Consider the following 21,080-nt stretch of genomic DNA (forward strand, 5'->3'; position numbering starts at 1 on the left):
CAGCATGGCCAACAAAGAACAAGGCAGCAGCAAGAACGTGAAGAAGGTCGCTAAATTATCGCTGAAAGAAAAGCGGGTCCTGAAAAAAGAAAAACGCGCGAATCGGGGATATTAACTGGGTCGTAACGCGAAGCGCGTAATGCGTAACGCGTAATTGGAAATTGAAACTTGTAGTTTGATATTTGTTTTGAGGTTGGAAGTTTGAGGTTTGAGGTTGATCGTTGTGGAGAGGTAGCAAAGTGGTCAAATGCACCTGACTGTAAATCAGGCGGCTTACGCCTTCGAAGGTTCAAATCCTTCCCTCTCCATATTTAATAAATAAACTAATGATACGTTGGCTATCTACACTCCTGCTGGCCCTCCTCCTGGTCCTCCCCTCGGTGGCGACCAGTTCTATCTGCGTAAAATATCCGACGGCCGAAGTTTCTGGCAGCGGCCCCCTCCCCTACAACTACCGGGTGATCGATCGGACGGTCCACGCCGGCGGGCACCCGCTTAACCCGACCAATAATTTCGGCAACAGCGACGCGGAGGTCCTGGCCATCCTCGCTTATCTGAAAAAACAGGGGGTCGTCACGGTCATCGATCTGGAAAACAGTTCCGGCATCCAGACCCGCTACGCGCAACTCCTCACCCAGAGCGGACTAAAAAGGTTGCACCTTCCGCTTCATATCGCCAAAGTGCCGAACGATCGCGAGTGGCAGGAATTCCTCGCCGCCCTGCAACAACCGGTCTATATCCATTGTAAATGGGGGGCGGACCGGACTGGAGCGGTCATCGGCCGCTACCTGGTCGAGGTCAAAGGTTATCGTCCGGAAGCGGCTTACGCGGCAGTCGTTAGCGGCGGTTCACATGCCGGCTACAAAGGGGGGCTAAAAAAGGGTTGGCTCTATCAGAAACTTAAAGACTTTGTCTTCTTCGGCCGGTAAGAATCTGCTATCATTAACCTATGACTTCCGTCTGGCAGGAACTGAACCATGACAATATCCTCGACGCTTGCGAGCGGACCATCGGGGAAAAACTAAGCCCCCTCCTCCTCCAACGCAACAGCTACATCAACCGGGTTTATGAGCTGGAGCGCTACGCCTCGCGCGAGCGGCTGATCGCTAAATTCTACCGCCCGGGACGCTGGCCGGGAACCCTCATCCGCGAAGAACATCAATTATTAAAGACCCTGGCCGAGCAAGAAATACCGGTCATCCCCCCGCTGGAAATTAAGGGGGAAACCCTCTTCGACAATATCATCCCGTTCGCTCTTTTCCCTAAACGAGGCGGCCGCGCCCTCGACGAGTTCAACCAGCCGACTTGGGAAGAGCTCGGCCGTCTGCTGGCCAGGATCCATCTGATCAGCTCTCTGCAGACAAAAAGCCAACGGGTCGTCTGGCGGCCGGCGGTCGCGACGCGGCATCACCTGGAAGTTTTACTTAACAGCCCTTTCCTCCTCCCCGATTTTAAGCTGGCCCTGGAGCGGACCGCCGAAGAATTCATTAAAGCCAAAGATCCCCTCTTTGCCGGGGTCGAATTCATCCTCTGCCACGGCGATTGCCATAAAGGGAACCTGATCCACCGCCCCAACGAGGGGATCTACATCGTCGATTTTGACGATATTTGTGTCGCCCCGCCGGTCCAGGACCTTTGGCTACTCCTCCCGGATACGCCGGAAAAGTGCGAGAATGAACTGGCCTGGTTCCTAAAAGGCTATGAACTCTTCCGGCCGTTCGACCGCGCTTCACTGGAGCTTTATCTCCCTCTGCGGGGGATGAGGATGCTCCATTTTGCCGCCTGGCTGGCGGTCCAGAGCCAGGAGCCTGATTTCCCGACCCATTTCCCCGAGACCGGAACTCCCCGCTACTGGAACGAACTGATCAAAGAACTGCAGGCGTTGATCTACACAGATTTGACCCTCCCCCGATAAAGTGAAATTACCCGCCGAAAGTGCCGATATATATGTGGGAGAAATAAGATGAGCAGCCAACCAAACAAGAACGAATACGATGTCGCCTCGATCAGCCGGACCGGCCAAGAAAAAAGGGCCAATTACGTCCAGGACGCGCTAAAAATGAGCAAACAACAGCAACCCTCCGGGCAGTTCGTCCGAGTGTTCGCCGATATTTTCCTGAAACACGAAGCGGGTAAGAAGAGTTACTTTTAGGAGCTAAGCCATGAATACAATGGACAACGCCAAAGTGATCGAGACCCTGGAAAAGCAGACGATGTATAATTACTTCGAAAAGCTGGTCGACGCCGATATGCACCGGGTCGTTCTCTTTTCCGTTTTCCCCTTCACTGCGGCCCCGAATTTTTCCGACCCGCACGCCTTCGTTTTGGTGGACGACATCTCGCGCTTCACGGCGCTCAATACCGGCCGCTACGACAACTAGTTCCCTTCTCCAAAACCAAAAGTCTTTTTCACCCGGGCAAAGAAGTTATAATCTTTTAATCGGATGAACCGCGCTTTGTGCTCCGACTTCCTGACCACGACCTGCTGATCAACCTTCAACGGGAGGAGTTGCTGGCCATCGGCCGTCAGAAGAACTCCGTCGCCCCGGTGCAAGGTAAAGGTCACCGGCCCATTCGTGACCAGTGAGCGGTTGCTTAGGCTATGAGGACAGATGGCCGAGATGATCAGGCTGGAAGCATTCGGGTCAAGGAGCGGGCCGCCGGCCGCCAGGTTGTAGGCGGTCGAGCCGGTCGGCGTCGCCAGGATCAAGCCGTCGGCCGTGTAGCGGGCGATCCCCTCTAATTCAAATTTAATGACCCGGGCGATACCGCTTTTAGTGATGACCAGATCATTCAAGGCGACCAGTTTTTTCCCGGCGGTGTGCGCCTCGATCATGATCCGCTCGTCAATCACATATTTCCCCGCCCGGACCTGCCGCAAGGCGGTTTTTAATTCGCGCAGTTCCAGCTCCGAGAGAAAACCGATCCCCCCCAGGTGGACTCCCAGGATCGGCAGGCCGCGCGGCGCCAGCGCCCGGGCCGCTTTGAGGATCGTCCCGTCGCCGCCGAGGGTAATGACGAACTTGGCCTTGGCCAGATCGACCTTATACCCCTCTTTTTTCAGGTCCCGGATCACTTGCTGGGCGGTCCCCGCGATCAGCGAATCTTCTTTCTTGTAAATAACCCCGACGGTCGTCATATAATACTCCTTTTAGAACAGCTTGAGATACGCCAGCAGCCAGATTATACCAGCAACCCCGCCGAGAAGAAACCCGCCGATCACGATCTGGAAAAAGGCGTCGAGCGGCCGCTCTTTGGGGAATTTAAAACCGAGGCGGTGGATCCGGCGTTCGGGCAGGTCGACGACCAGCAAACCATCAAGGGCGAAAGCGCAGTCCAGCTCGACCAGGCGGCGGCGTTGGACCGGTTCGGTCGGGTCGAACGCTTCCGCGCTCGCCTTGACCACAACGACAAAACGCTTCCCCTCCCGGCTGACGATATAATCGGCCGCCAGGTCGCCGAGGTGCTCCTGGTTATCAACGGAGACGATGACGACCCCTTTTTTGTTCCGGGCGTCGAGGCGGTAGCCCGCCCGTTTCAGGAGGTTCTCAACGTCACTTTTTGGTGAGGTGGATAAGAAACTCAACATTGCCGTTCGCTCCTTCGATCGGCGACCGGGTCAGGCCGCCAACCTCCCAACCGAGTTCAGCCGCTTTTTGCTTGATCCTCGCCACCACTTCTGCCCGGACCGCTTCGTCCCGAACGATCCCGCCCCGGCCAACTTGTTCTCTCTTCGCCTCAAATTGCGGTTTGATCAGGGCTACTATCTCTCCTTGGGGCGCTAGCAGGTCATAAACCGCCGGGAAGATCGTGACCAGCGAGATAAAGATAACGTCGATCACGGCCAGACTGGCTTTGTCCGCCGCGCCATAAAGTTGGTCCGGTTTCAGGTAACGAATATTTGTCCGCTCGACGACCACGACTCTTGGGTCGTTCCTTAATTTCCAGTCGAACTGGCCGTAGGCGACATCGATCGCGTAAACCTTGGCCGCGCCGCGCTGCAGCAGGCAGTCGGTAAAGCCGCCGGTCGAGGCCCCCACGTCGAGGCAGGCCAGGCCGGTAACATCGATCTTAAACTCATTCAGGGCATGTTCGAGCTTGAGCCCGCCGCGGCTGACAAAGGGGCTCACACCCTGGTCTCGCGCAGATACCGGGCGGCATCTTCGGGAATGACCGTATTAATGTAAATACCGGAGCCGAGCTCAAAACCGGCCACCGCGGAAACGCGGGGGAGGATCATGATGTGCCAGTGGAAATACTCGACATTTTTTTCATGGACCGGGGTGGAACGGATGACAAAGTTGTAATCCGGGTTGTTCAACGAATTATAGATCTTGGTCAGCGCGCCGCGCATAACAAAGGCCAGCTCCTTGGCATGTTCGGCCGAGATGTTCTCAAAGGAGGAGTTATGTTTTTTCGGCAGGACCCAGGTCTCAAAAGGGGAGCGTGAGGCGAACGGCTCAAAGACGACATAATTATCGCTCTCCAACACTATCCGCTCGCCCATTTTAATTTCCTTGCTGATCATTTCGCAATAGACGCAGGTCCCGTAGTCGTCAAAATAATGCATCGCCGATTCGATCCGGTTGCGGATATGCAGGGGGGTGACCGGAACAGAAATGATCTGGGAGTGCGGGTGCCGGAGCGAGGTCCCGGCCGAAGCCCCATGGTTCTTGAACAGGATGACCATTTCAAAGCGCGGGTCCTTGGAGAGGGTGATATATCTTTCCCGGTAAGCGAGAAATATCTCCTCAACTTGTTTCGGCTCCATGGTCACGATCGTTTCGTCATGGTTGGGGGACTCGATGATCACTTCGTGTTCTCCCAACCCGGCCATGCGGGTAAAAAAGTTCTCGACCTGGGAACGTTCGGGGACCCCTTCCGGGACCAGGGCGGGAAAAGCGTTGGGAATGATCCGGATCCACCAGCCGGGGTGATTTGGTTTGGTGTTGTAGGTGCGGTAAGCCAGGATCTCTTTGGGGGTCTGGTCTTCCCGACCGACGCAAAACGGACAGCCATCCTTCTCGACCGGGAGCCTAACCATCGGCCCGGAGTAGAATTCTTCCGGCCGTTTGGCCCGTTCCGTCGCTATGATGACCCATTCTTTGGTCGCCGGGTTCTGGCGCAACTCTGGCATGGTGTTTGAATTATAACACAAAAAATGCTATAATTGGCGACGCTACAGCATGAAACACTCCCTGGCTACCCTATTATTGCTCCTGGCGCTGGCTTGGCCCCTCCAGGCCGCTTCACTCGAGGGAGGGAAGCTTGAAGCGGGGGCGCTTTTTGCCCAGGCCGTTGAACTGCGCGCCGCCGGACGGACCACCGAAGCGCTCGCCCTCTTCCGCCAGGCAGCCGAAGCCAAGGCTTTTCCCCTGGCCGATTACGCCCAGTTCGAGGTCGGCGAGACCCTTTACGCCGGCGGCGCCTATGAGCAAGCTATCCCCGAATATTACCAGTTAGTCACCGGCTATTTCGGCAGCCTCCTCCAGCCCCCGGCAAATTTAATGTTAGGTAAAGCCTATTTTAATAGTAAGAACTTCCCCCAAGCTATAAAAACATTCCGTAACCTGATCAACAAGTATGCTGACGCGCCCGAAGCGGCCGAAGCCTCTTTCCTGATCGCGCGCGCCAAGCAGGGGGCTGGCGACTGGGCGGGGGCCTATCTCGCTTACGGGGAGACCGATCTCCTCCATCCTCTGACTTACTTTGGCAAACAGTCCCGGCTGGCGATCGCGGCGCTGAAAAAGGCCCATAAAAAAAAGCTCCCTAAATTCCAGGCCTCCGCCGCCGCGCTCTTCAAGAAGGGGATGGACTATTTCGACCAGGACGACTTTGAGATGGCGGCTAACATCTTTTCCCGCCTGGCCCGTGAATATCCTAAAAGCCGGCTCGTCACTGAAGCCTGGTTGATGCTCGGCCGGGCCGAAATGCAGAGCAACCAATCAGCGGCTATTTCCGACCTGCGGCGCGCCACGGCCGGGCCGCCGAACCTGGCTGGCCGCGCCCATTATTATCTCGGCCAGGCTTACGGCCGCCGCGGCGATTATGACAACGCCATCGTCTCTCTCTTAAAAGTAACTGACCGCTACCCCGAGTCCGGCCTGGCCGACGACGCCGCCTACTGGATCGCTTATTATTATGAACAGAAAGGGAATACCGACGGAGCGCTGGGTGGTTATTACAACCTGATCAAGTCTTACCCCTACAGCGCGTCGGTCTCGGCCGCCATCTGGCGGCTCGGCCGCATTTATTACTGGAACAGCGATTTCAAGAACGCCGCCACCTATTTCCATTTAGCCCAGGTCTACCCGCCGGGCGAAGATAGTCCGCGCTGCCTCTTTTTTGAGGCGAAGGCGCTGGAGCGGCTCGGCAACCGGGCCGCCGCCATCGAGGGCTACCAAAAGCTGGTCGACCGCTACGACCACACCTATTACGCTTACCGGGCGCTGGATAAGATCAACGCCTATGGTTTGACCTTTCATAACCGCTCCCCTTTCACCGGCGAAGATTTTAGCCTGGCGCTGAACGATATGGAGGCCCCCGATGCCGCCAAATTAGCCGCCATCATGGAGATCTGGGAAAGAGCGAACGCGGAAGTGCTGGGGGACTCAAACAGCGCCGAAGCCCAGGCCCACCTGATCAAATACAAGGAACTGATGAGCCTTAACCTGACCGATTACGCCGCCGATGAGGCCCGCTATCTGGTCGGCATTACCTCTGATACCGAGAAAGAATCTGTCCAGACAAAACTGGGTGAAATGCTGGTCAGCCGCGGCAATTACCGGACGCCGATCAGGTTCGCCGACCGCCGGATCAAGGCAGCGATCATGGCCGGCCAGCAAAGCGCCGTCCCCAAGAAAATGTGGGAGCTCTCTTATCCCAAGGCGTATTGGCGCCAAGCCGTGAGCCAGGCCGCCAAATTCCGGACCGACCCTTATCTCTTGCTGGCGGTGATGCGCGAAGAGAGCCGGTTCAACCCGCGGGCCAAGTCCCGCTCCAGCGCCCGCGGCCTGATGCAGATCATGCCGGCCACCGGCCGGGGGATCGCTAAAAATTTAAAATACGGCAGTTACCGGACCGCCCACCTCTACACGCCGGCAGTCAACATCGAGATGGGGAGTTATTATCTGACCGACCTGATCAAGCGCTTCAGCGACAACGCCTACCTGGCCGTGGCCGGCTACAACGGCGGGCCGAACCGGATCAAAAGATACGTCGATAGCTGGTATAATGGCAACCTGGGGGCGGTCGACATCGATGAGTTCGTTGAAAGCATTCCCATTCGCGAGACCCGCCTCTACGTCCAGAAAGTGATGGGGAGCTACTTCGAGTACAAGAGGCTTTATGACCGAAAGAGAGGATAACCAGCTTTACGTCGGTTTGCGGCCGCAGGGCTTTGGCCAGTTCGTCGGCCAGGGAGCGGTCCTCCGGAACCTCAAGATCCATATTGAGGCAGCCAGGTCGCGCGGAGAAGCGCTCGAACATCTCCTCTTCTACGGCCCGCCCGGCCTCGGCAAGACGACCTTGGCCAATATCATCGCCCACGAGGTCGGGGCGGATATCAAGGTCACATCGGGACCGGCGATCGAGCGCCCGGGCGACCTCGCCGCCATTCTGACCAACCTCAAGCCACACGATATCCTCTTTATCGACGAGATCCACCGGCTCAACAATGTGGTCGAAGAGATCCTCTATCCGGCCATGGAAGACTTCGGCCTCGACATCATAATCGGCAAGGGTCCGAGCGCCCGTTCGATCCGGCTCGACCTCCCCCGCTTCACCCTGATCGGGGCAACGACCCGCATCGGCCTCCTCTCCGCCCCGCTACGCGACCGCTTCGGCATCGTTAACCGCTTGGAGTTCTATTCGCCGGAAGAGCTCCGGGAGGTAATTTTACGGGCCGCCCGGAAGCTCGAGAGCGAGATCGACCAGGCCGGGGCGCTCGAAATCGCCAAACGTTCCCGCGGGACCCCGCGCATTGCCATCCGTTTCCTCCGGCGGGTCAGGGATTACGCCCAGGTCAAAGGCGAGGCCGCGATCACTTTTGCCCTGACCAAAGAATGCCTTGACTCCATGGGGGTCGACGAGTTCGGCCTCGACAAGATCGACCGGAAGTACATCATTACTATTATCGACAAGTTCGGCGGCGGGCCGGTCGGCGTAGAAACCCTGGCCGCGGGCATTTCCGAAGAAGTGGAAACGATCGAGGATGTTTATGAACCGTATCTGATGCAGCTCGGCTTTATCGAGCGGACGCCGCGGGGTAGAATGGCAACGCCGTCGGCCGCCAGCCATGTCGGGCGCAAATTGAGTTCGGATAAAAAAACAGCGCCGCAAGGGGGCTTATTTCAATGAAACAAAGAAAAGCTAAACTGGTCCGGAAGACCAAAGAGACCGAGATCGAGATCAACCTGAACCTTGACGGCTCGGGGAAGAATAAGATCGTCTACCCGATTCCTTTTCTCGGCCATATGCTGGCCCTCTTCTCCAAGCACGGATTATTTGACCTTAAACTGGAGGCCAAAGGGGACTTGGAAGTTGACCTCCATCATTTGGTCGAAGATACCGGGTTAGCTCTGGGCGAAGTTTTTAATAAAGCTCTCGGGAAAAAAATAAAGCTGGAGCGTTATGGGCACGCGATCGTGCCGATGGACGAATCGCTGGCCGAGGTCAAAGCCGCAGTCGATATTTCCGGCCGTCCCCACTTCACCTTTAAAGCTAAATTCCCCAAAGAGTTGATCTACGCGCAAATCGGCCGGGAAAAAGTTAAGCTTTATCTAGACGATGAAATGCTCCGGGAATTTTTCGAGGCTTTTGTCTATAAAGCGGGGATCACTCTGCATGTCGATCTGAAACGCGGCAAAAATACCCACCATAAGATCGAAGCGATCTTTAAGGCGTTTGGAGTCGCGCTCTCAAGGGCCTGTCAGATCAACCCGAGGAAAAAAGGGGTCCCGTCAACCAAGGGCCGGCTATAAAATTTATCCCGGGGCTTTTTTTAAAGCCCCAAAGTCTTCTTGACTAATGAGGCAAGCCTGTCTGACCCTCCCGAGCAAACAATGATAAATTCAGACATTTTCTCGGGAGAAAGAAAGCCCACGTGGGAGGCTTTTTGAATAAAACCTGTTAGCATTTTTACTTTTTTCTCATCGCTATACTTGGGCAAATAATACATCTTTTCCATATCCAGAAAACGAAAAACCCTGACCGCTGAACTCGATTCGATCAGATAGTTGCCCAGCCGTTCGGAATCAAATAAATAAAGGTGGGCATGGATCAGCCTTGACAAGAATTTCCCGGCTTCCCAAAGGGCCCAGTTGAGAAGTGAGGCATCATTTTTTCGGATCGCCTCTTCCAAATCCATTCCAGTAAGGTGTTTATAAAAAACTTTGCCCGGTTTTCTTTCCCCATATATATCATCCAGCCAAAAAGAAAATCCGATTGGAGATTTTGCTTCTACAATCCCAAGATAGCGGGCCCTTAGGGCGTTGTAAAATTCCTCCCAAGCATTATTCATATAGGGGTTCCCGGTTTTGATCGTTATTTTTCCCTGCACGAAAACATCATGCATGGTAACAGGCACTCTAACCAGGCTATCGTCCCCATGGTAGCTTGTCATTAAATTCCATTCGCTGAGACTTAACCGTTGCACATAATCACTTTCCGGCATATTAATTAAGGTGCTTATCTCTCTCGAATGGTCTTCCCTTATCGCCGTAACCAAGTTACCCTGTTGACATATTCTAATCTGCGGCTTCCCAAAAAAACTTTCGCTCATTAAAGCAATCTTTTCTCGTGTTCGGGGAAATTCTCTTAATTTTCGAAGAGTTTGTTGATGCTCACACGCATCAACCTGATGGATTACATTTCCTTTCTTAATACTTACGCCCGGCAAGTTGTTCATAACAATTTATTATCGAACGGTTGGCTTAGAAATTTCATTTTAGCCGGGGAAATCTGGAAAACTACCCGCCAAACCTTATTCTTTCGATCAAAGACAGAGGCAGTCCCGCGTTTTTCATTTTTTCCTGAACGGGGGGAATATTATATTCGGCACGGCAAAATGTGAAGAGGTTTTTATCCGAATCGTAGATACCAAAGCTGGCACGTGGGTCGCCGTCCCTGGGCTGTCCCACCGCACCTGGATTGATGATCTCTTTCCCTCTCTCCTTCAGGCACAACGGCAGATGCGTATGGCCGACAAAAAGCAGGTTTTTCGACATCCTCTCAGTGGTCGGCAGCGCTTCTTTAAGGCCAAAGATATATTCTTCCAGCGGTGAGCGTAAACTGCCGTGCACGACCTGAAAATCGGGGAATTTGAGCAATAGAGGCAGGTCGGCCAGATATTTCCTGTTGGCCGGGGTTAATTCTGCACCCGTCCATTCGATCGCGCGGCGAGCGCTGTCATTAAACCGGACGGTCTCCATCAGGCCGACGGCGGCCCGGTCGTGGTTGCCGGCGATCGACACAATCCTGTTTTGCCTGATAACTTCCAGGCATTCGTTGGGGTTTGGGCCATAGCCAACAATGTCTCCCAGGCAAATGATCTGGTCAACCCCGCGCAATTCCGGCAGGATCGCCTGGAGCGCCTCCAAATTGCTGTGAATATCTGCTATAATCCCATAAAGCACGGGGGCATTATAACATGGCTTATGAAGAACGCGCCTACCGCAACTACGTCCGCGCCGACAACTTGATCAAGTTCGAGGTCATTGAGCAGGAAACCGACCTGCTTATCCTGGCCGAGAGCAACCTCTATGACCGGGCCCAGGCCGCCGTCCTGAAATATCGCGCCGAGTTGGACAAATATATCGCCCTTGACCCTAATTTCCAGAGATCTTACTCGCCGGTCCGCCTCCGCTACGAGGCCCCGCCCATTGCCCGGGAAATGGCCCGCGCCGCCCGCCAGGTCAAGGTCGGGCCGATGGCCGCAGTCGCCGGCGCCCTGGCCGAGTTCGTCGGCCGCGACCTGCGCGCCTCAACCGATGAGATAATTGTTGAAAATGGCGGCGATATTTACCTCAAGATCAACCAACCGCGGAAAGTCGGGGTTTACGCGGGGAAGTCACCCTTCTCGGAGAAGATCGCCCTCGAGCTCGAGCCGCGGGCCAAGCCGTTCTCGGTCTGCACCTCGTCTGGTACCGTCGGCCACTCCTTCAGCTTCGGCAAGGCGGACGCCGTGGTCGTCATCTCCTCCAGTGCCTCCCTGGCGGATGCCGCCGCCACCGCCATTGGCAACCAGGTCAAAGAGGTCAGCGACATCGAGCCCGCCTTAAAGTTTGCTAAGAAGATCAGGGGGTTGGACGGGGTACTCATCATCAAGGATGACCAACTGGGTGCGCTGGGCAAATTAAAGATCGTTCCGCTATAAACATCCAACCTCAAACTTCAAACATCCAAACAAAAGGCAACTTGCAAACGACAAACTACAATCGGAATTGATAGCCAAGTTTTTTCAGGATCGCGCTTAAAATGCAGATAATTTCTTCAGCTTCTTGGATGTCCATTCTTATGACTTCCTCCGGCAAGTAATTGCCGCATAAAAGTTTTAACCAATACTTAGTCTCTTTTGCTTCTTTTCTAGCAATTGCCACCTTGTTAATAAAGTCCTTCTTGGTCAGCGCTCCATCGGCCTCTTCGAAATTAGCCCCCACTGAGGTGCCAGACTTTGCTAGTTGTCTAATTATCACTTCCCCATCAATCGTGCGCGGCAAAGATCTAGTAATTTGAATTATTCTGTTAGAAAACCGCATCAGCCTTTCCCTAATATCGTATATTTTCTCCCCTTGGTTATTATTTATTGGCATTTGCCTTTTGTTTTGAGGTTGGATGTTGGATGTTTGAGGTTCATTCATATGACATGCGGTGTTATCAGAAAAACGATCTCCGTTTTTTCCTTCTCGATAATCCTATTCTGAAACAAGAACCCGATCAGCGGGAAGTGGCCCAGAATCGGGACGCGAGTGAGATTCTCCCGGGCCGATTCCGACATTAATCCCCCGATGACAATTGTTTCCCCATCTTTGACCCGGACGGTGGCCGAAGCGTTGCGGGTCGAGATCACCGGGAATTCCCCGGCCGCCGTGGTCCGCCACTCGGAGATCGAGGAGACCTCCGGCTGGATAAAGGTGGAGATATACCCTTCGGCCCCCAGCTGGGGAGTGATCTTCAGCTTAACGCCGGCATCGAGATATTCCACCGCCCACTGCGTGGCCCCTGTGCCGCTGCTGACCGGCACAGCGTAAGGGATCCGGCTGCCGATATTGATCAGCGCTTCCTGGTTGTCCAGCGTGGCGATCCGCGGATTGGCGATAACGTTCGCCTTACCGTCGGCCGCCAGCGCGTTGAGCGTGGTGGTAATGGAGTCGGCCAGCGAGGTTTTTTTCGTCGTTTTATCAGTGACAAATTTAGCCGCGCCGTTGCCATAAGACACCCCAAGCCGGAGCGAGTCGCTCTGCGAGAGCTCAACCACCTTGCTTTCAATCAGGATCTGGGGCGCCAGCTTGTCAATTACGGCCAGCAGCTTCTTAACCTCAACAATATCCGAATCCTTACCGCGCACGATCAAAGCATTCGCTCTACCACCCACCTGAAAAGATACTCCGGCAAAAAGCTTCCCCAGCAAATCAACCACTTTGGAAGCCGCCAGATAGCGGAGAGAGACAACTTCCACTTCAGACTTGAACCCGGTTTGGCTCAAATCTTGCGGCAGGCTGGAGACCAGCAGAACCTTACCTTTCCTCTCGTAGCTGAAGCCGTTGGTGCGCAAAATATGATCGATCGCTTCTTCGATCGTGACCTCTTTCAGATGGATCGTCGCTTTTTTTGTCTGGACCGAGGCCTGGTCACCGGAGAGGACCAGATCAAAACCGGCGCTCCGCGCCAGCGTTTGCACGACATTGATCACCGACGCGTCCTCAAAATCAATCCGCGCTAGCTTACCCTCCCCCCAGACTATGCTCTGACCTAGGACCAGAACGACCCAGAAACATAAAATATTTTTCAGCATCCTATTTCCCCTTTTGTAGAACGATCGATCGTTCATTGATCGAGATAACCTGATAATCATCCAGCTTATCCCCTTCACCCAGAGCGAGCCCCCTCCCCCCGATCTCTAAACAAGCGACCGGACTGACCCCACTGACCACCCCAACGACCCGCGCGTAACCGGATGGGAGGAGGAGGGGCTCGCCGTTAAGCTGCAAAATGACCCGACCCGAATTGGCCGGTCGATCCTGGCCGTAAACATAGACCGAACCGCGCGGTTCAACTTCCCGGGTAGTGCTAACTTCGGGGATAAATTCCCGTTCCGGGGAGGAAGACTTGGCGGCACAAGAGGTCAACATCGTCCCAACAAATAAGCCGACCAAAAGGAGTACAAACCAACGAAAGTAGTGTTTGAAAGCTTTGAGCGAAAGCCAAAAACCCAAACCTGATGGATCAAAAATCATGATCAACTCCCTTCAGGCAAGGGATAAGCAATTTTATTGCCAAACCGACCCAGCGTGAAAAGCAGTGATCAGCGGCGAGAATTCGTCAGCCGGCGAAAATGCGGCGGAGATGTTCGACGATCCGCTTAGCGAAGAAGCCAAGGTCGTTCCGGTTGCGGAGCAGATCAAAAATAGTGCGGAGGACCTCCTTCGCTTGGGGAGAATCGTCATGCCGCCAGCGCTCTACCTGGCTGCTTAAACCGGCTTCGGCTTCCTCTTCCCGCTGGTCGCAGAGGCGCTCTTTCTCTTCCAACTCCTCGCGCTCGAACGCTGGGTACAACTGGGTGTTGAGGGAGCGGCGCCACTCTTTGGCCCAGCCGAGATGGCTAAGATAGGCGCTGACGATGCGGCGGCCTTCAGCTACTGGATCAAATTCTTCGCTCATTAAAATGGTGACGTGGTGGGAGTGGTCACAGTAGTGGGAACGATCAGTACCGGGCTCCAGGTAAAGGTCGCCCCCTGGCTAATCGTCACTTCTTTAGAGATGGCAGATGATTGGATCCCCGAATTGGTATCAATAACTGCGGAATAAGTGCCGGCCGGTATATCAGCGATAGTATACTTCCCCTTAGAATCAGAAAGAGCCTGCAAAACCGGCTGTTGTGCCAGATAGACAGTAATCCCCTGATCCACCCCGCCATTCGTGTCGCTGATCGTCCCAGTTAACCACCCCTTATCAGTCAGTGTGACGGCCGCGCTCCCGGTCAGGGTCCCGCCGGAAGTGGCGTTGACCGTGGCGATCACGTTGCCGCTGCCGACTGTCCCTCCGGCCGTGAATAATCCGGTCGTGGAGATCGTACCGATCCCCCCCTCAACGCTCCAGGTCGGACTGACCGTGACGATCGTTCCGACGCTGTTCTTGCCGATAGCGGAAAAGCTGTAACCCTGGCTGATCCCAACCGTGGCGCTGGTCGGGCTGACCGTCACCGAGGAGACCTCCCCTTCCAGATCACCACAACCCGCAGGGATTAAAAGCAGGGCGAGAAGAAAAACAGAGATAAATAATTGCTTAGACGAGCTCGCCATTTTTCACGACAACCTTGCCGCCGACGATGGTGTGCCGGACCTGGCCGGTCAGCATCCAGTCGGTGAAGGGGGTGTTCTTGCTCCGGGAGGCGAACCTATCCGGGTCAACCGTCCAGACCGCCTGTGGGTCAACGATCACTACGTCGGCATCGGCGCCAACTTTGAGCGTCCCTTTGTTTTTCAGGTTGAGTATCTTGGCCGGCGCGGTGGAGAGCGCGGCGACCGCCCCCTTCAGGGTCAGCATTTTAGTCGCGACCAATTTGGTCAGGACCAGGCCGAGCGCCGTTTCCAGGCCGACCATCCCTGTCGCCGCCAGGCCGAACTCGATCTTTTTATCTTCCACGGTATGCGGGGCATGGTCGGTCGCGATCGCGTCGATCGTCCCGTCCTTTATCCCCCTGATGATCTCGCGGAGGTCGGCCGCGGTCCGGAGCGGCGGGTTGACCTTGGCGTTGGTGTCATAATCCTTGACCGCGGCCTCGGTCAAAGTGAAGTAATGGGGGGAGGTCTCGGCCGTGACCGGGATCCCCTGGCGCTTGGCCTGGCGGATCAGCTTGACCGAGCCGGCGGTCGAGACATGGGCAATATGGACCCGGCCAAATTCTCTGGCCAGCATGATATCGCGGGCGACCATCGTCTCTTCGGCTACCGCCGGGATACCCGGCAGACCGATCTTGGTCGATATTTCTCCCTCGTTCATTGCCCCGCCGGCGGCCAGGTTGGCATCTTCGGCGTGGGAGATGATCGGGACGTTGAACTGCCTGGCATATTCCAGCGCCCGGCGCATCACATCGGCGCGCATCACCGGCTGGCCGTCATCGGAGAAGGCGACCGCCCCTTCGGCAAAACAGCGCCCCATCTCAGCCAGCTCTTCCCCTTTCAATCCCCGGGTGACTGCGGCGATCGGGAAAACGTTGACCACCCCTTCGGACTTCGCTTTGGCGATGATATACTCGATCACCGCCGGGTTGTCAGCAATGGGTGAGGTGTTGGCCATACAGCAGATGGAAGTGAAGCCGCCAAGGGCCGCCGCCCGGGTCCCGCTGGCGATAGTTTCTTTGTCCGGCCGGCCGGGATCGCGGAGGTGAGTATGCATGTCGATCAATCCGGGGAAAACAAGCATCCCCTTGGCATCAATGACCCTGGCACCTGATCCCTGGCCCCTGGTACCGATGGCCTTAACTTTGCCGTTGTCGAGCAGGATATCCCTGATCCCATCTATCCTTGCGGCTGGATCGACGAGCCGTCCCCCTTTGATCAATAAAGCGCTCATGACAGTTTTATCTTCTTCCTGACTTTAGTGATGAGGGCCCGCAAACCGGTCTGGGCTTCTTTCCGTTCCGGCCGCTCCCCTTTTTCTTCCCCTTTGATCTTTTTCAGGGCGACAGCAGCCGCCCGTTGTTCCGCTTCTTTTTTGTTGGCGCCCCGCCCGATCCCGTAACGGCGCCCCTTCAGCTTGACCTCCATCCAGAAGACCCGGCGGTGGCGGGGGCCGGTTTCCTTGATCACCCGGTAGTGCGGCAGTTCCAGATGCTGTTTTTGGGCGTATTCCTGCAAGGCCGACTTGAAGTCGCGGATATAGCCGACGCGGGAAACCTTGTCCACCTCATCGCGGAGCGACTCGACGATCAGGTCGCGCGCTTTCCCCAAACCGGCATCAAGGTAGATCGCCCCGAGCAGGGCTTCAAAGACATTGGCCACGTTCGACTTCCGCTTCTGGCCGCCGCTCTTGATCTCATTGGCGCTAAGCAGGAGGAATTCGCCCAGCTCGACCTTGAGGCCGATCTGGGCCAAAGTATCGTCAGAAATGACCGAGGCGCGGATCTTGGTCAGGTCACCTTCGGCCAGTTCGGGGAACTTGTTATAGAGGTATTCGGTCATGACCAGCTTGAGGACGGCGTCACCCAGGAACTCCAGCCGTTCGTTGTCCGGCAGGTTCTTTTCGTGGCCGTAGGAGCTGTGGGTCAGCGCTTGGTTGAGGAGGGTTTTATTAAGAAAGTTGGTCCCGAGCTTAGTTTCGAGGCGGATTAGTTCATTCTGCCGTTCGGGCACGAGCGGTTCCATTTGACAATATATTCTACATTATATAGAATAGGAACGCAAGGAGTTAATCAATGGTCATGCTCTCGCCGATCATGAGTTATGTCGTCGATAAGGAGATCGGTTTTCCGGTCCCCTCGGAAAAGGAAAAGATCAACAAGGCGCTCCGCCGCTACCGCAACATCCTGGCCCAGCACCCCAAGCGCACTGACTCCCCCGAGATCATGTTCGGCGTCGCCGACCTGCTGGTCGGCCGGGGGGAACCGGGCGACCACGCCGAGGCGACCAAGCTCTACGACCAGATCCTCCTCCGCAACCCGCCGGAATACCTTAAGGCCCGCGCCCTGATCGGCCGGGCCGAACTGCTGATCGGCCAACCGGCCGAGTTCGGCAACGCCATTTCGCTCTGCGAAAAAGCCCGCCAGATCCTCGGCAAGGATATGGCCGAGTTCTTTGCCGCTAAGACGATCATTGTCGAGGCGGAGCTCCGTCTCGCCCGCCGCGACAAAGGGGATTGGGCGACCGCTCTGGAAATGATCAACCAGGTGGTCAAGGAAAAGGACGCCCACTGGTATTTCCGCGGCCGCGCCCTCCTCTCCAAGGCCGAGATCGTCCTCTACCGCAATCCGGACGACCTCAACACCGCGCTCAAACTGGTCGATTTTTCGCTCAAGGAAATGAAGTCACGGCCGGACGATTACTTCGCCAGTAAAGGCAAGATCGTCAAAGCGGAGATCCTCGCCCGCCGCGGCAAGAAGAGCGACCTGGCCAAAGCTGAAAACCTGCTGACCGAGGTCGTCAAGATCCCTTTTGCCTATAAGGACCTGATCGCCCGGGCCAAACTTAACCTGGCCGATCTCGTCTCCCACCCCAAGGCCGACAAGCTTCTTAAAGAGGTCCACCAGATGGAAGGGCTCGATCCGTATCTGATCGAAAAAGCCAGCCTGGTAGAAAAGGCACTCCGCGACCGCGCCGCCAAGAAAAAATAAATGGGTAAGACGATCGCCGAAAAGATCCTCTCCAATCATTCCGGGAAAGACGCTAAAGCCGGCGACATCGTTATTGCCGACCTCGATTTTATGATCGGCCAGGACGGGACTTCCGGCGTAGCGATCGACTCGTTCCGTAAGATGGGGGCCAAAAAAGTCTTTGATCCGAAAAAGATCGCCATCATAATTGACCATTCCTCCCCCTCCCCCAACGAAGGGGTTTCCGCCATCCATAAAAAGATCAGGGAATTCTCCAAAGAGCAGGGCATTACACTCTATGACATCGGCTGCGGCGTCTGTCACCAGATCACTCCGGAACAAGGCCATGTCGTCCCGGGCGATCTGGTGATCGGGGCCGATTCCCACACCTGCACCTACGGCGCGATCAATGTCTTCTCGACCGGCATCGGCTCGACCGACCTTGCCGCCGGGATGATCTCGGGAAAGCTCTGGTTCAAAGTGCCGGAAACGATCAAAGTCGTTTACCGGGGCCAACTCCCCAAGGGAGTCTATTCCAAAGACCTGATCCTGAAGCTGATCGGCCAGATCGGAGCGGACGGCGCGACTTATCTGGCGCTGGAGATCGCGGGTGAAGCGATCGACGCACTGTCGGTTGACGCCCGGTTCACCATGTCCAACATGGCGATCGAATGCGGCGCCAAGGCGGGCTTAATGAACGCTGACGCAAAAGTGTTGGAGTGGGTCAAACAGCACGGCCGGAAGAAGCCTAACCCGCAAGCAGCCGATAAAGACGCTAAATATGCTAAAGTGATCGAGATCGATGCGGCCAAACTGGAGCCGCAGATCGCCAAACCGCACGCCGTCGACAACGTCGTCCCCATCTCCCAGCTGGGCGATGTTCCTGTCCAACAAGGATTGATCGGGACCTGCACCAACGGCCGGCTGGAAGATTTCCAGATCGCGGCCAGGATCCTGCAGGGGAAGAAAGTAAAAGATGGTTGCCGCCTGATCGTCGCCCCCTCCTCTAAAGATATTATGATGGCGATGATCAAGGACGGGACTTATCAAAGCTTGATCGAATCGGGCGCGGTCGCGGTCACTCCGGGTTGCGGGCCGTGCGTGGGGACGCATAACGGCGTTCCTTCCGACGGGGAGAACGTCATCTCGACCGCCAACCGGAACTTCCTGGGCCGGATGGGGAACCGGAACGCCTTTATCTATCTCGGCTCGCCAGCCACGGTTGCGGCATCAATGATCGAGGGGAAAATAGCTGATCCAAGGAAGTATTTATGAATTTAACGGGCAAAGCGCGGTGCCTGCCGCAAAAAGACGACATTAATACTGATTACATCATTTCGGGGCGGTATAAATTCAAGATCCAGGACCCGAACGAGCTCGCTAAGCACGTCATGGAAGATGTCGACCCGACTTTCTATAGCCGCCTGCAGAAAGGCGATTTGCTGGTCGCCGGCAAGAACTTTGGCTGCGGCTCTTCCCGCGAACAGGCGCCGATGGCGATCAAATACGCCAACATCTCGGCGGTCCTGGCCAAATCGTTCGCTCGTATTTTTTACCGCAACTGCTTCAACCTCGGCCTGCCGGCCATCGAGGTCGACACCGACGGGATCGACGAAGGCGACGAGCTCGAGGTCGATCTGGACCACGGCGTCATCCGGAATAAAACGAAAAATAAAGAGCTGAAGATAGCTCCTTTGCCCCAGACCATGCAAACACTGCTGGCGGACGGCGGTCTGGTCGAACATTTTAAAAAACATGGCGGCTTTAAAATTTAAATTTGTTGTCCTCGCCCTCTGCTGTCTTAGCGCCGGCGCTTGGGCACAGGTCAACCATCCCCCCAAGCTGGTCCTGGTCGGCGATCAAGCTGTCCAGGTCAATTCTCCCCTGACCTTCCAGGTCCGCGGGGTCGATGAGGACGGGAATACCCTGACCTACTCGGCAAGCGAGCTCCCCGACGGGGCGAATTTCGACCGAGAAGGTAATTTCAACTGGACCCCGTCAATCGGCCAGCTCGGCATCTATCCAATCACCGTGACCGTAACCGATAACGGCCTCCCCAGCCAGTCGGTCAGTGAAACTTTCCGGGTCAAAGTCTATTTTCGGGCCCAGCGGCTGGAAAAAAGCTGGGGGTTGGCCCTGAAAGAAGAGACGCTGGTCGATACGACCGACCTGGCCGACCTCTACCCCCGAGTAACCCGGGTCGAGATCGACGGTCAGCCATCAGCCCCCGGGCAAAAAGAGCTGGCCGCCTCCGCCAACCCAATCATCAAGGTCGACCTGGCCAGCCTTTACAATGTCGACGTTAAATCACTCCAAGTGGAGCTTGACGGCACCAGCTTGCCGATCGCTTCGTTCTTCAATATCCAATCGCTCGGCCCCGACCGGGACACCCTTAGCCTGACCATCCAGCTGGAACCGAAAGCGCTCCCCCTGGGCGACCACAATCTAGTCGTCCGGGCCGGCAACAACCTTGGTACCACCAACCAAGCGATCCCCTTTACTGCCTTCGGGATGCGGCTGGTCGGCACACCGCTTGTTTTTCCCAGCCCCTATAACCCGGCGGCCGGCAATCCGGTCTATATCCAATACACCCTGACCCAGGGAGCCGATATTGATCTAATGATCATCTCTTCGACCGGCGAGATCCTGAAAAAAAAGCAGATATACAAAGGCGAAGAGGGTGGCAAGCCAGGCCTGAACAAGGTCGCCTGGGACGGCCGGACCGAGCTGGGGAGGTTCGCGGCCAATGGCATTTATCTGGCCACGCTAGTCGACCGGAACGAACGGAAGATACTCGGCAAGGCCAAGCTGACCGTCTATCAATGAACTGAACGGGGGAAACGATGGATTATTTCTACAACGATATTATTATGGTGGTCGCCAACTTGAGCCTGCTCCTTTTCCTTTTCGGCTTTATGGTCGCCCGCCGGCGCTTTACCCATGGCGGAAACCTGTTATTGTTATTGATCATCCTCCTCTCGACCCTGGGGCTCTCCGACCTGATCTTCCAGTGGAACCCGAACCTTCCTCTGATCCTCCTGGCCAACTCGCTGAACATCTTTTGCGCCCTTTTCACCCTCTCCATACTCTGCCATTTCTCCCTTTTCGCCTTTACTCGCTCCCATCTCCTCTGGGAGAGCCGGGCCTATCTCTGGCTCTACCTCCCGCCGGTCATTATCTCTTTCCTCTACGCCTTGAGCCCGCTGATGCTGACCGGGATCGTCCAGAACCCGCTCGGCTTCCGCCTGCTTTTCGGCAGCGGTTATTGGGCGATCGTTATCTGCGGCGCGGCACTGACGTTCGCCATCTCCCTGCTCGAGCTCGCCATTCTCTTCCGGCCGGGGTCAGCTGACGAAAAAGCGGAAGCAGGTATTTCGCTGGCGATCCTCCTTCTCCTGGCCCATTTCTTTAACCTGAACCTGATCCTCCCCTTCTTTGTTTACTTGGGGACCTACTCCTCCCCGATGCCAGCAATGCTAGCGACCCTCCTCCTGGCCTATGAATTCATCCGCTACAACTATTATTCTCTCGGGAACAGCGACTGACCATGTTC

General features: G+C 55.7%; 26 protein-coding genes and 1 tRNA gene. 14 read left to right on the forward strand and 13 right to left on the reverse strand.

Annotated features, from left to right (window positions below; translation table 11 throughout):
- Window positions 1-225: 225 nt before the first annotated feature.
- The 5 genes from WC903_00195 (at window position 226) to WC903_00215 (ending at window position 2,381) form a co-directional block, all read left to right on the forward strand.
- Window positions 226-308, forward strand: a tRNA-Tyr gene (locus tag WC903_00195).
- 18 nt (window positions 309-326) lie between these two features.
- On the forward strand, window positions 327-929 hold the full coding sequence (locus tag WC903_00200; protein MFA5892376.1) for a hypothetical protein: 603 nt from the start codon (window positions 327-329) through the stop codon (window positions 927-929).
- Between the two features lie 20 nt (window positions 930-949).
- The gene (locus WC903_00205; GenBank protein MFA5892377.1) at window positions 950-1,915 is read left to right on the forward strand and encodes a serine/threonine protein kinase; all 966 of its coding nucleotides are present in this window, start codon (window positions 950-952) and stop codon (window positions 1,913-1,915) included.
- A gap of 48 nt (window positions 1,916-1,963) precedes the next feature.
- Window positions 1,964-2,152 (forward strand): hypothetical protein, encoded by a 189-nt coding sequence (locus WC903_00210; GenBank protein MFA5892378.1) that lies wholly within the window; start codon window positions 1,964-1,966, stop codon window positions 2,150-2,152.
- Window positions 2,153-2,162: 10 nt separating this feature from the next.
- Complete coding sequence (locus WC903_00215; protein ID MFA5892379.1) at window positions 2,163-2,381, forward strand: hypothetical protein; 219 nt, start codon at window positions 2,163-2,165, stop codon at window positions 2,379-2,381.
- Here the strand turns inward: WC903_00215 and WC903_00220 are convergent.
- The 4 genes from WC903_00220 to galT are packed head-to-tail and all read right to left on the reverse strand — an operon-like array spanning window position 2,378 to window position 5,137.
- Window positions 2,378-3,139, reverse strand: a complete 762-nt coding sequence (locus tag WC903_00220) for an NAD(+)/NADH kinase (protein ID MFA5892380.1) — start codon at window positions 3,137-3,139, stop codon at window positions 2,378-2,380. The genes WC903_00215 and WC903_00220 overlap by 4 nt on opposite strands.
- Window positions 3,140-3,151: 12 nt before the next feature.
- Complete coding sequence (locus tag WC903_00225; GenBank protein MFA5892381.1) at window positions 3,152-3,589, reverse strand: hypothetical protein; 438 nt, start codon at window positions 3,587-3,589, stop codon at window positions 3,152-3,154.
- The gene (locus WC903_00230) at window positions 3,555-4,130 is read right to left on the reverse strand and encodes a TlyA family RNA methyltransferase (GenBank protein MFA5892382.1); all 576 of its coding nucleotides are present in this window, start codon (window positions 4,128-4,130) and stop codon (window positions 3,555-3,557) included. The genes WC903_00225 and WC903_00230 overlap by 35 nt, the downstream gene beginning before the upstream one ends.
- The gene (galT, locus tag WC903_00235) at window positions 4,127-5,137 is read right to left on the reverse strand and encodes a galactose-1-phosphate uridylyltransferase (protein ID MFA5892383.1); all 1,011 of its coding nucleotides are present in this window, start codon (window positions 5,135-5,137) and stop codon (window positions 4,127-4,129) included. The genes WC903_00230 and galT overlap by 4 nt, the downstream gene beginning before the upstream one ends.
- Window positions 5,138-5,186: 49 nt before the next feature.
- Here galT and WC903_00240 point away from each other — a divergent pair, with 49 nt between their 5' ends.
- Genes WC903_00240 through hisB form a run of 3 tightly spaced genes read left to right on the forward strand, consistent with a single transcriptional unit; the run spans window position 5,187 to window position 8,981 of the window.
- Complete coding sequence (locus WC903_00240; protein MFA5892384.1) at window positions 5,187-7,367, forward strand: transglycosylase SLT domain-containing protein; 2,181 nt, start codon at window positions 5,187-5,189, stop codon at window positions 7,365-7,367.
- A complete protein-coding gene (ruvB, locus tag WC903_00245; GenBank protein MFA5892385.1) occupies window positions 7,348-8,358 on the forward strand; it encodes a Holliday junction branch migration DNA helicase RuvB in 1,011 nt (336 codons plus the stop codon). Before WC903_00240 ends, ruvB begins: the two co-directional genes overlap by 20 nt.
- Complete coding sequence (gene hisB, locus WC903_00250) at window positions 8,355-8,981, forward strand: imidazoleglycerol-phosphate dehydratase HisB (GenBank protein MFA5892386.1); 627 nt, start codon at window positions 8,355-8,357, stop codon at window positions 8,979-8,981. The genes ruvB and hisB overlap by 4 nt, the downstream gene beginning before the upstream one ends.
- Window positions 8,982-9,001: 20 nt before the next feature.
- On the opposite strand, the gene WC903_00255 is transcribed toward hisB, so the two are convergent.
- The gene (locus WC903_00255; protein ID MFA5892387.1) at window positions 9,002-9,907 is read right to left on the reverse strand and encodes a hypothetical protein; all 906 of its coding nucleotides are present in this window, start codon (window positions 9,905-9,907) and stop codon (window positions 9,002-9,004) included.
- Between the two features lie 61 nt (window positions 9,908-9,968).
- A complete protein-coding gene (locus WC903_00260) occupies window positions 9,969-10,634 on the reverse strand; it encodes a metallophosphoesterase family protein (GenBank protein MFA5892388.1) in 666 nt (221 codons plus the stop codon).
- A gap of 14 nt (window positions 10,635-10,648) precedes the next feature.
- Here WC903_00260 and WC903_00265 point away from each other — a divergent pair, with 14 nt between their 5' ends.
- Window positions 10,649-11,374, forward strand: coding sequence for a UPF0280 family protein (locus WC903_00265; GenBank protein MFA5892389.1), 726 nt, complete (start codon window positions 10,649-10,651; stop codon window positions 11,372-11,374).
- Between the two features lie 55 nt (window positions 11,375-11,429).
- Here the strand turns inward: WC903_00265 and WC903_00270 are convergent, their stop codons facing one another.
- The 7 genes from WC903_00270 to rnc form a co-directional block, all read right to left on the reverse strand.
- Window positions 11,430-11,858 (reverse strand): four helix bundle protein, encoded by a 429-nt coding sequence (locus WC903_00270; GenBank protein ID MFA5892390.1) that lies wholly within the window; start codon window positions 11,856-11,858, stop codon window positions 11,430-11,432.
- Window positions 11,855-13,012 carry a secretin and TonB N-terminal domain-containing protein gene (locus tag WC903_00275; protein MFA5892391.1) on the reverse strand — a complete coding sequence of 386 codons (1,158 nt, stop codon included), beginning with the start codon at window positions 13,010-13,012 and terminating at the stop codon, window positions 11,855-11,857. The genes WC903_00270 and WC903_00275 overlap by 4 nt, the downstream gene beginning before the upstream one ends.
- A gap of 1 nt (window position 13,013) precedes the next feature.
- Window positions 13,014-13,454: a hypothetical protein gene (locus tag WC903_00280; GenBank protein MFA5892392.1), complete on the reverse strand. Its 441-nt coding sequence runs from the start codon at window positions 13,452-13,454 to the stop codon at window positions 13,014-13,016.
- A gap of 85 nt (window positions 13,455-13,539) precedes the next feature.
- The gene (locus WC903_00285) at window positions 13,540-13,878 is read right to left on the reverse strand and encodes a hypothetical protein (GenBank protein MFA5892393.1); all 339 of its coding nucleotides are present in this window, start codon (window positions 13,876-13,878) and stop codon (window positions 13,540-13,542) included.
- Entirely contained in the window at window positions 13,878-14,519 is a 642-nt protein-coding gene (locus WC903_00290) for a carboxypeptidase regulatory-like domain-containing protein (GenBank protein ID MFA5892394.1), read from the reverse strand. Before WC903_00290 ends, WC903_00285 begins: the two co-directional genes overlap by 1 nt.
- Complete coding sequence (locus WC903_00295; protein MFA5892395.1) at window positions 14,503-15,792, reverse strand: dihydroorotase; 1,290 nt, start codon at window positions 15,790-15,792, stop codon at window positions 14,503-14,505. Before WC903_00295 ends, WC903_00290 begins: the two co-directional genes overlap by 17 nt.
- A complete protein-coding gene (gene rnc, locus WC903_00300) occupies window positions 15,789-16,583 on the reverse strand; it encodes a ribonuclease III (protein MFA5892396.1) in 795 nt (264 codons plus the stop codon). The genes WC903_00295 and rnc overlap by 4 nt, the downstream gene beginning before the upstream one ends.
- Window positions 16,584-16,633: 50 nt before the next feature.
- On the opposite strand from rnc, the gene WC903_00305 reads away from it, so the two are divergent.
- From WC903_00305 to WC903_00325, 5 genes are read left to right on the forward strand one after another with little or no spacing between them, the layout of a single operon-like run.
- Window positions 16,634-17,548, forward strand: a complete 915-nt coding sequence (locus WC903_00305) for a hypothetical protein (GenBank protein MFA5892397.1) — start codon at window positions 16,634-16,636, stop codon at window positions 17,546-17,548.
- The gene (locus tag WC903_00310; protein MFA5892398.1) at window positions 17,549-18,802 is read left to right on the forward strand and encodes a 3-isopropylmalate dehydratase large subunit; all 1,254 of its coding nucleotides are present in this window, start codon (window positions 17,549-17,551) and stop codon (window positions 18,800-18,802) included. It begins immediately after the preceding gene.
- The gene (locus tag WC903_00315; GenBank protein MFA5892399.1) at window positions 18,799-19,302 is read left to right on the forward strand and encodes a 3-isopropylmalate dehydratase small subunit; all 504 of its coding nucleotides are present in this window, start codon (window positions 18,799-18,801) and stop codon (window positions 19,300-19,302) included. Before WC903_00310 ends, WC903_00315 begins: the two co-directional genes overlap by 4 nt.
- On the forward strand, window positions 19,283-20,353 hold the full coding sequence (locus tag WC903_00320) for an Ig domain-containing protein (protein MFA5892400.1): 1,071 nt from the start codon (window positions 19,283-19,285) through the stop codon (window positions 20,351-20,353). Before WC903_00315 ends, WC903_00320 begins: the two co-directional genes overlap by 20 nt.
- 17 nt (window positions 20,354-20,370) lie before the next feature.
- Entirely contained in the window at window positions 20,371-21,072 is a 702-nt protein-coding gene (locus tag WC903_00325; protein ID MFA5892401.1) for a hypothetical protein, read from the forward strand.
- Window positions 21,073-21,080: the final 8 nt, after the last annotated feature.

It is taken from the genome of Candidatus Margulisiibacteriota bacterium (genome assembly GCA_041658645.1).
GTDB lineage: Bacteria > Margulisbacteria > WOR-1 > O2-12-FULL-45-9 > XYB2-FULL-48-7 > JBAZZV01.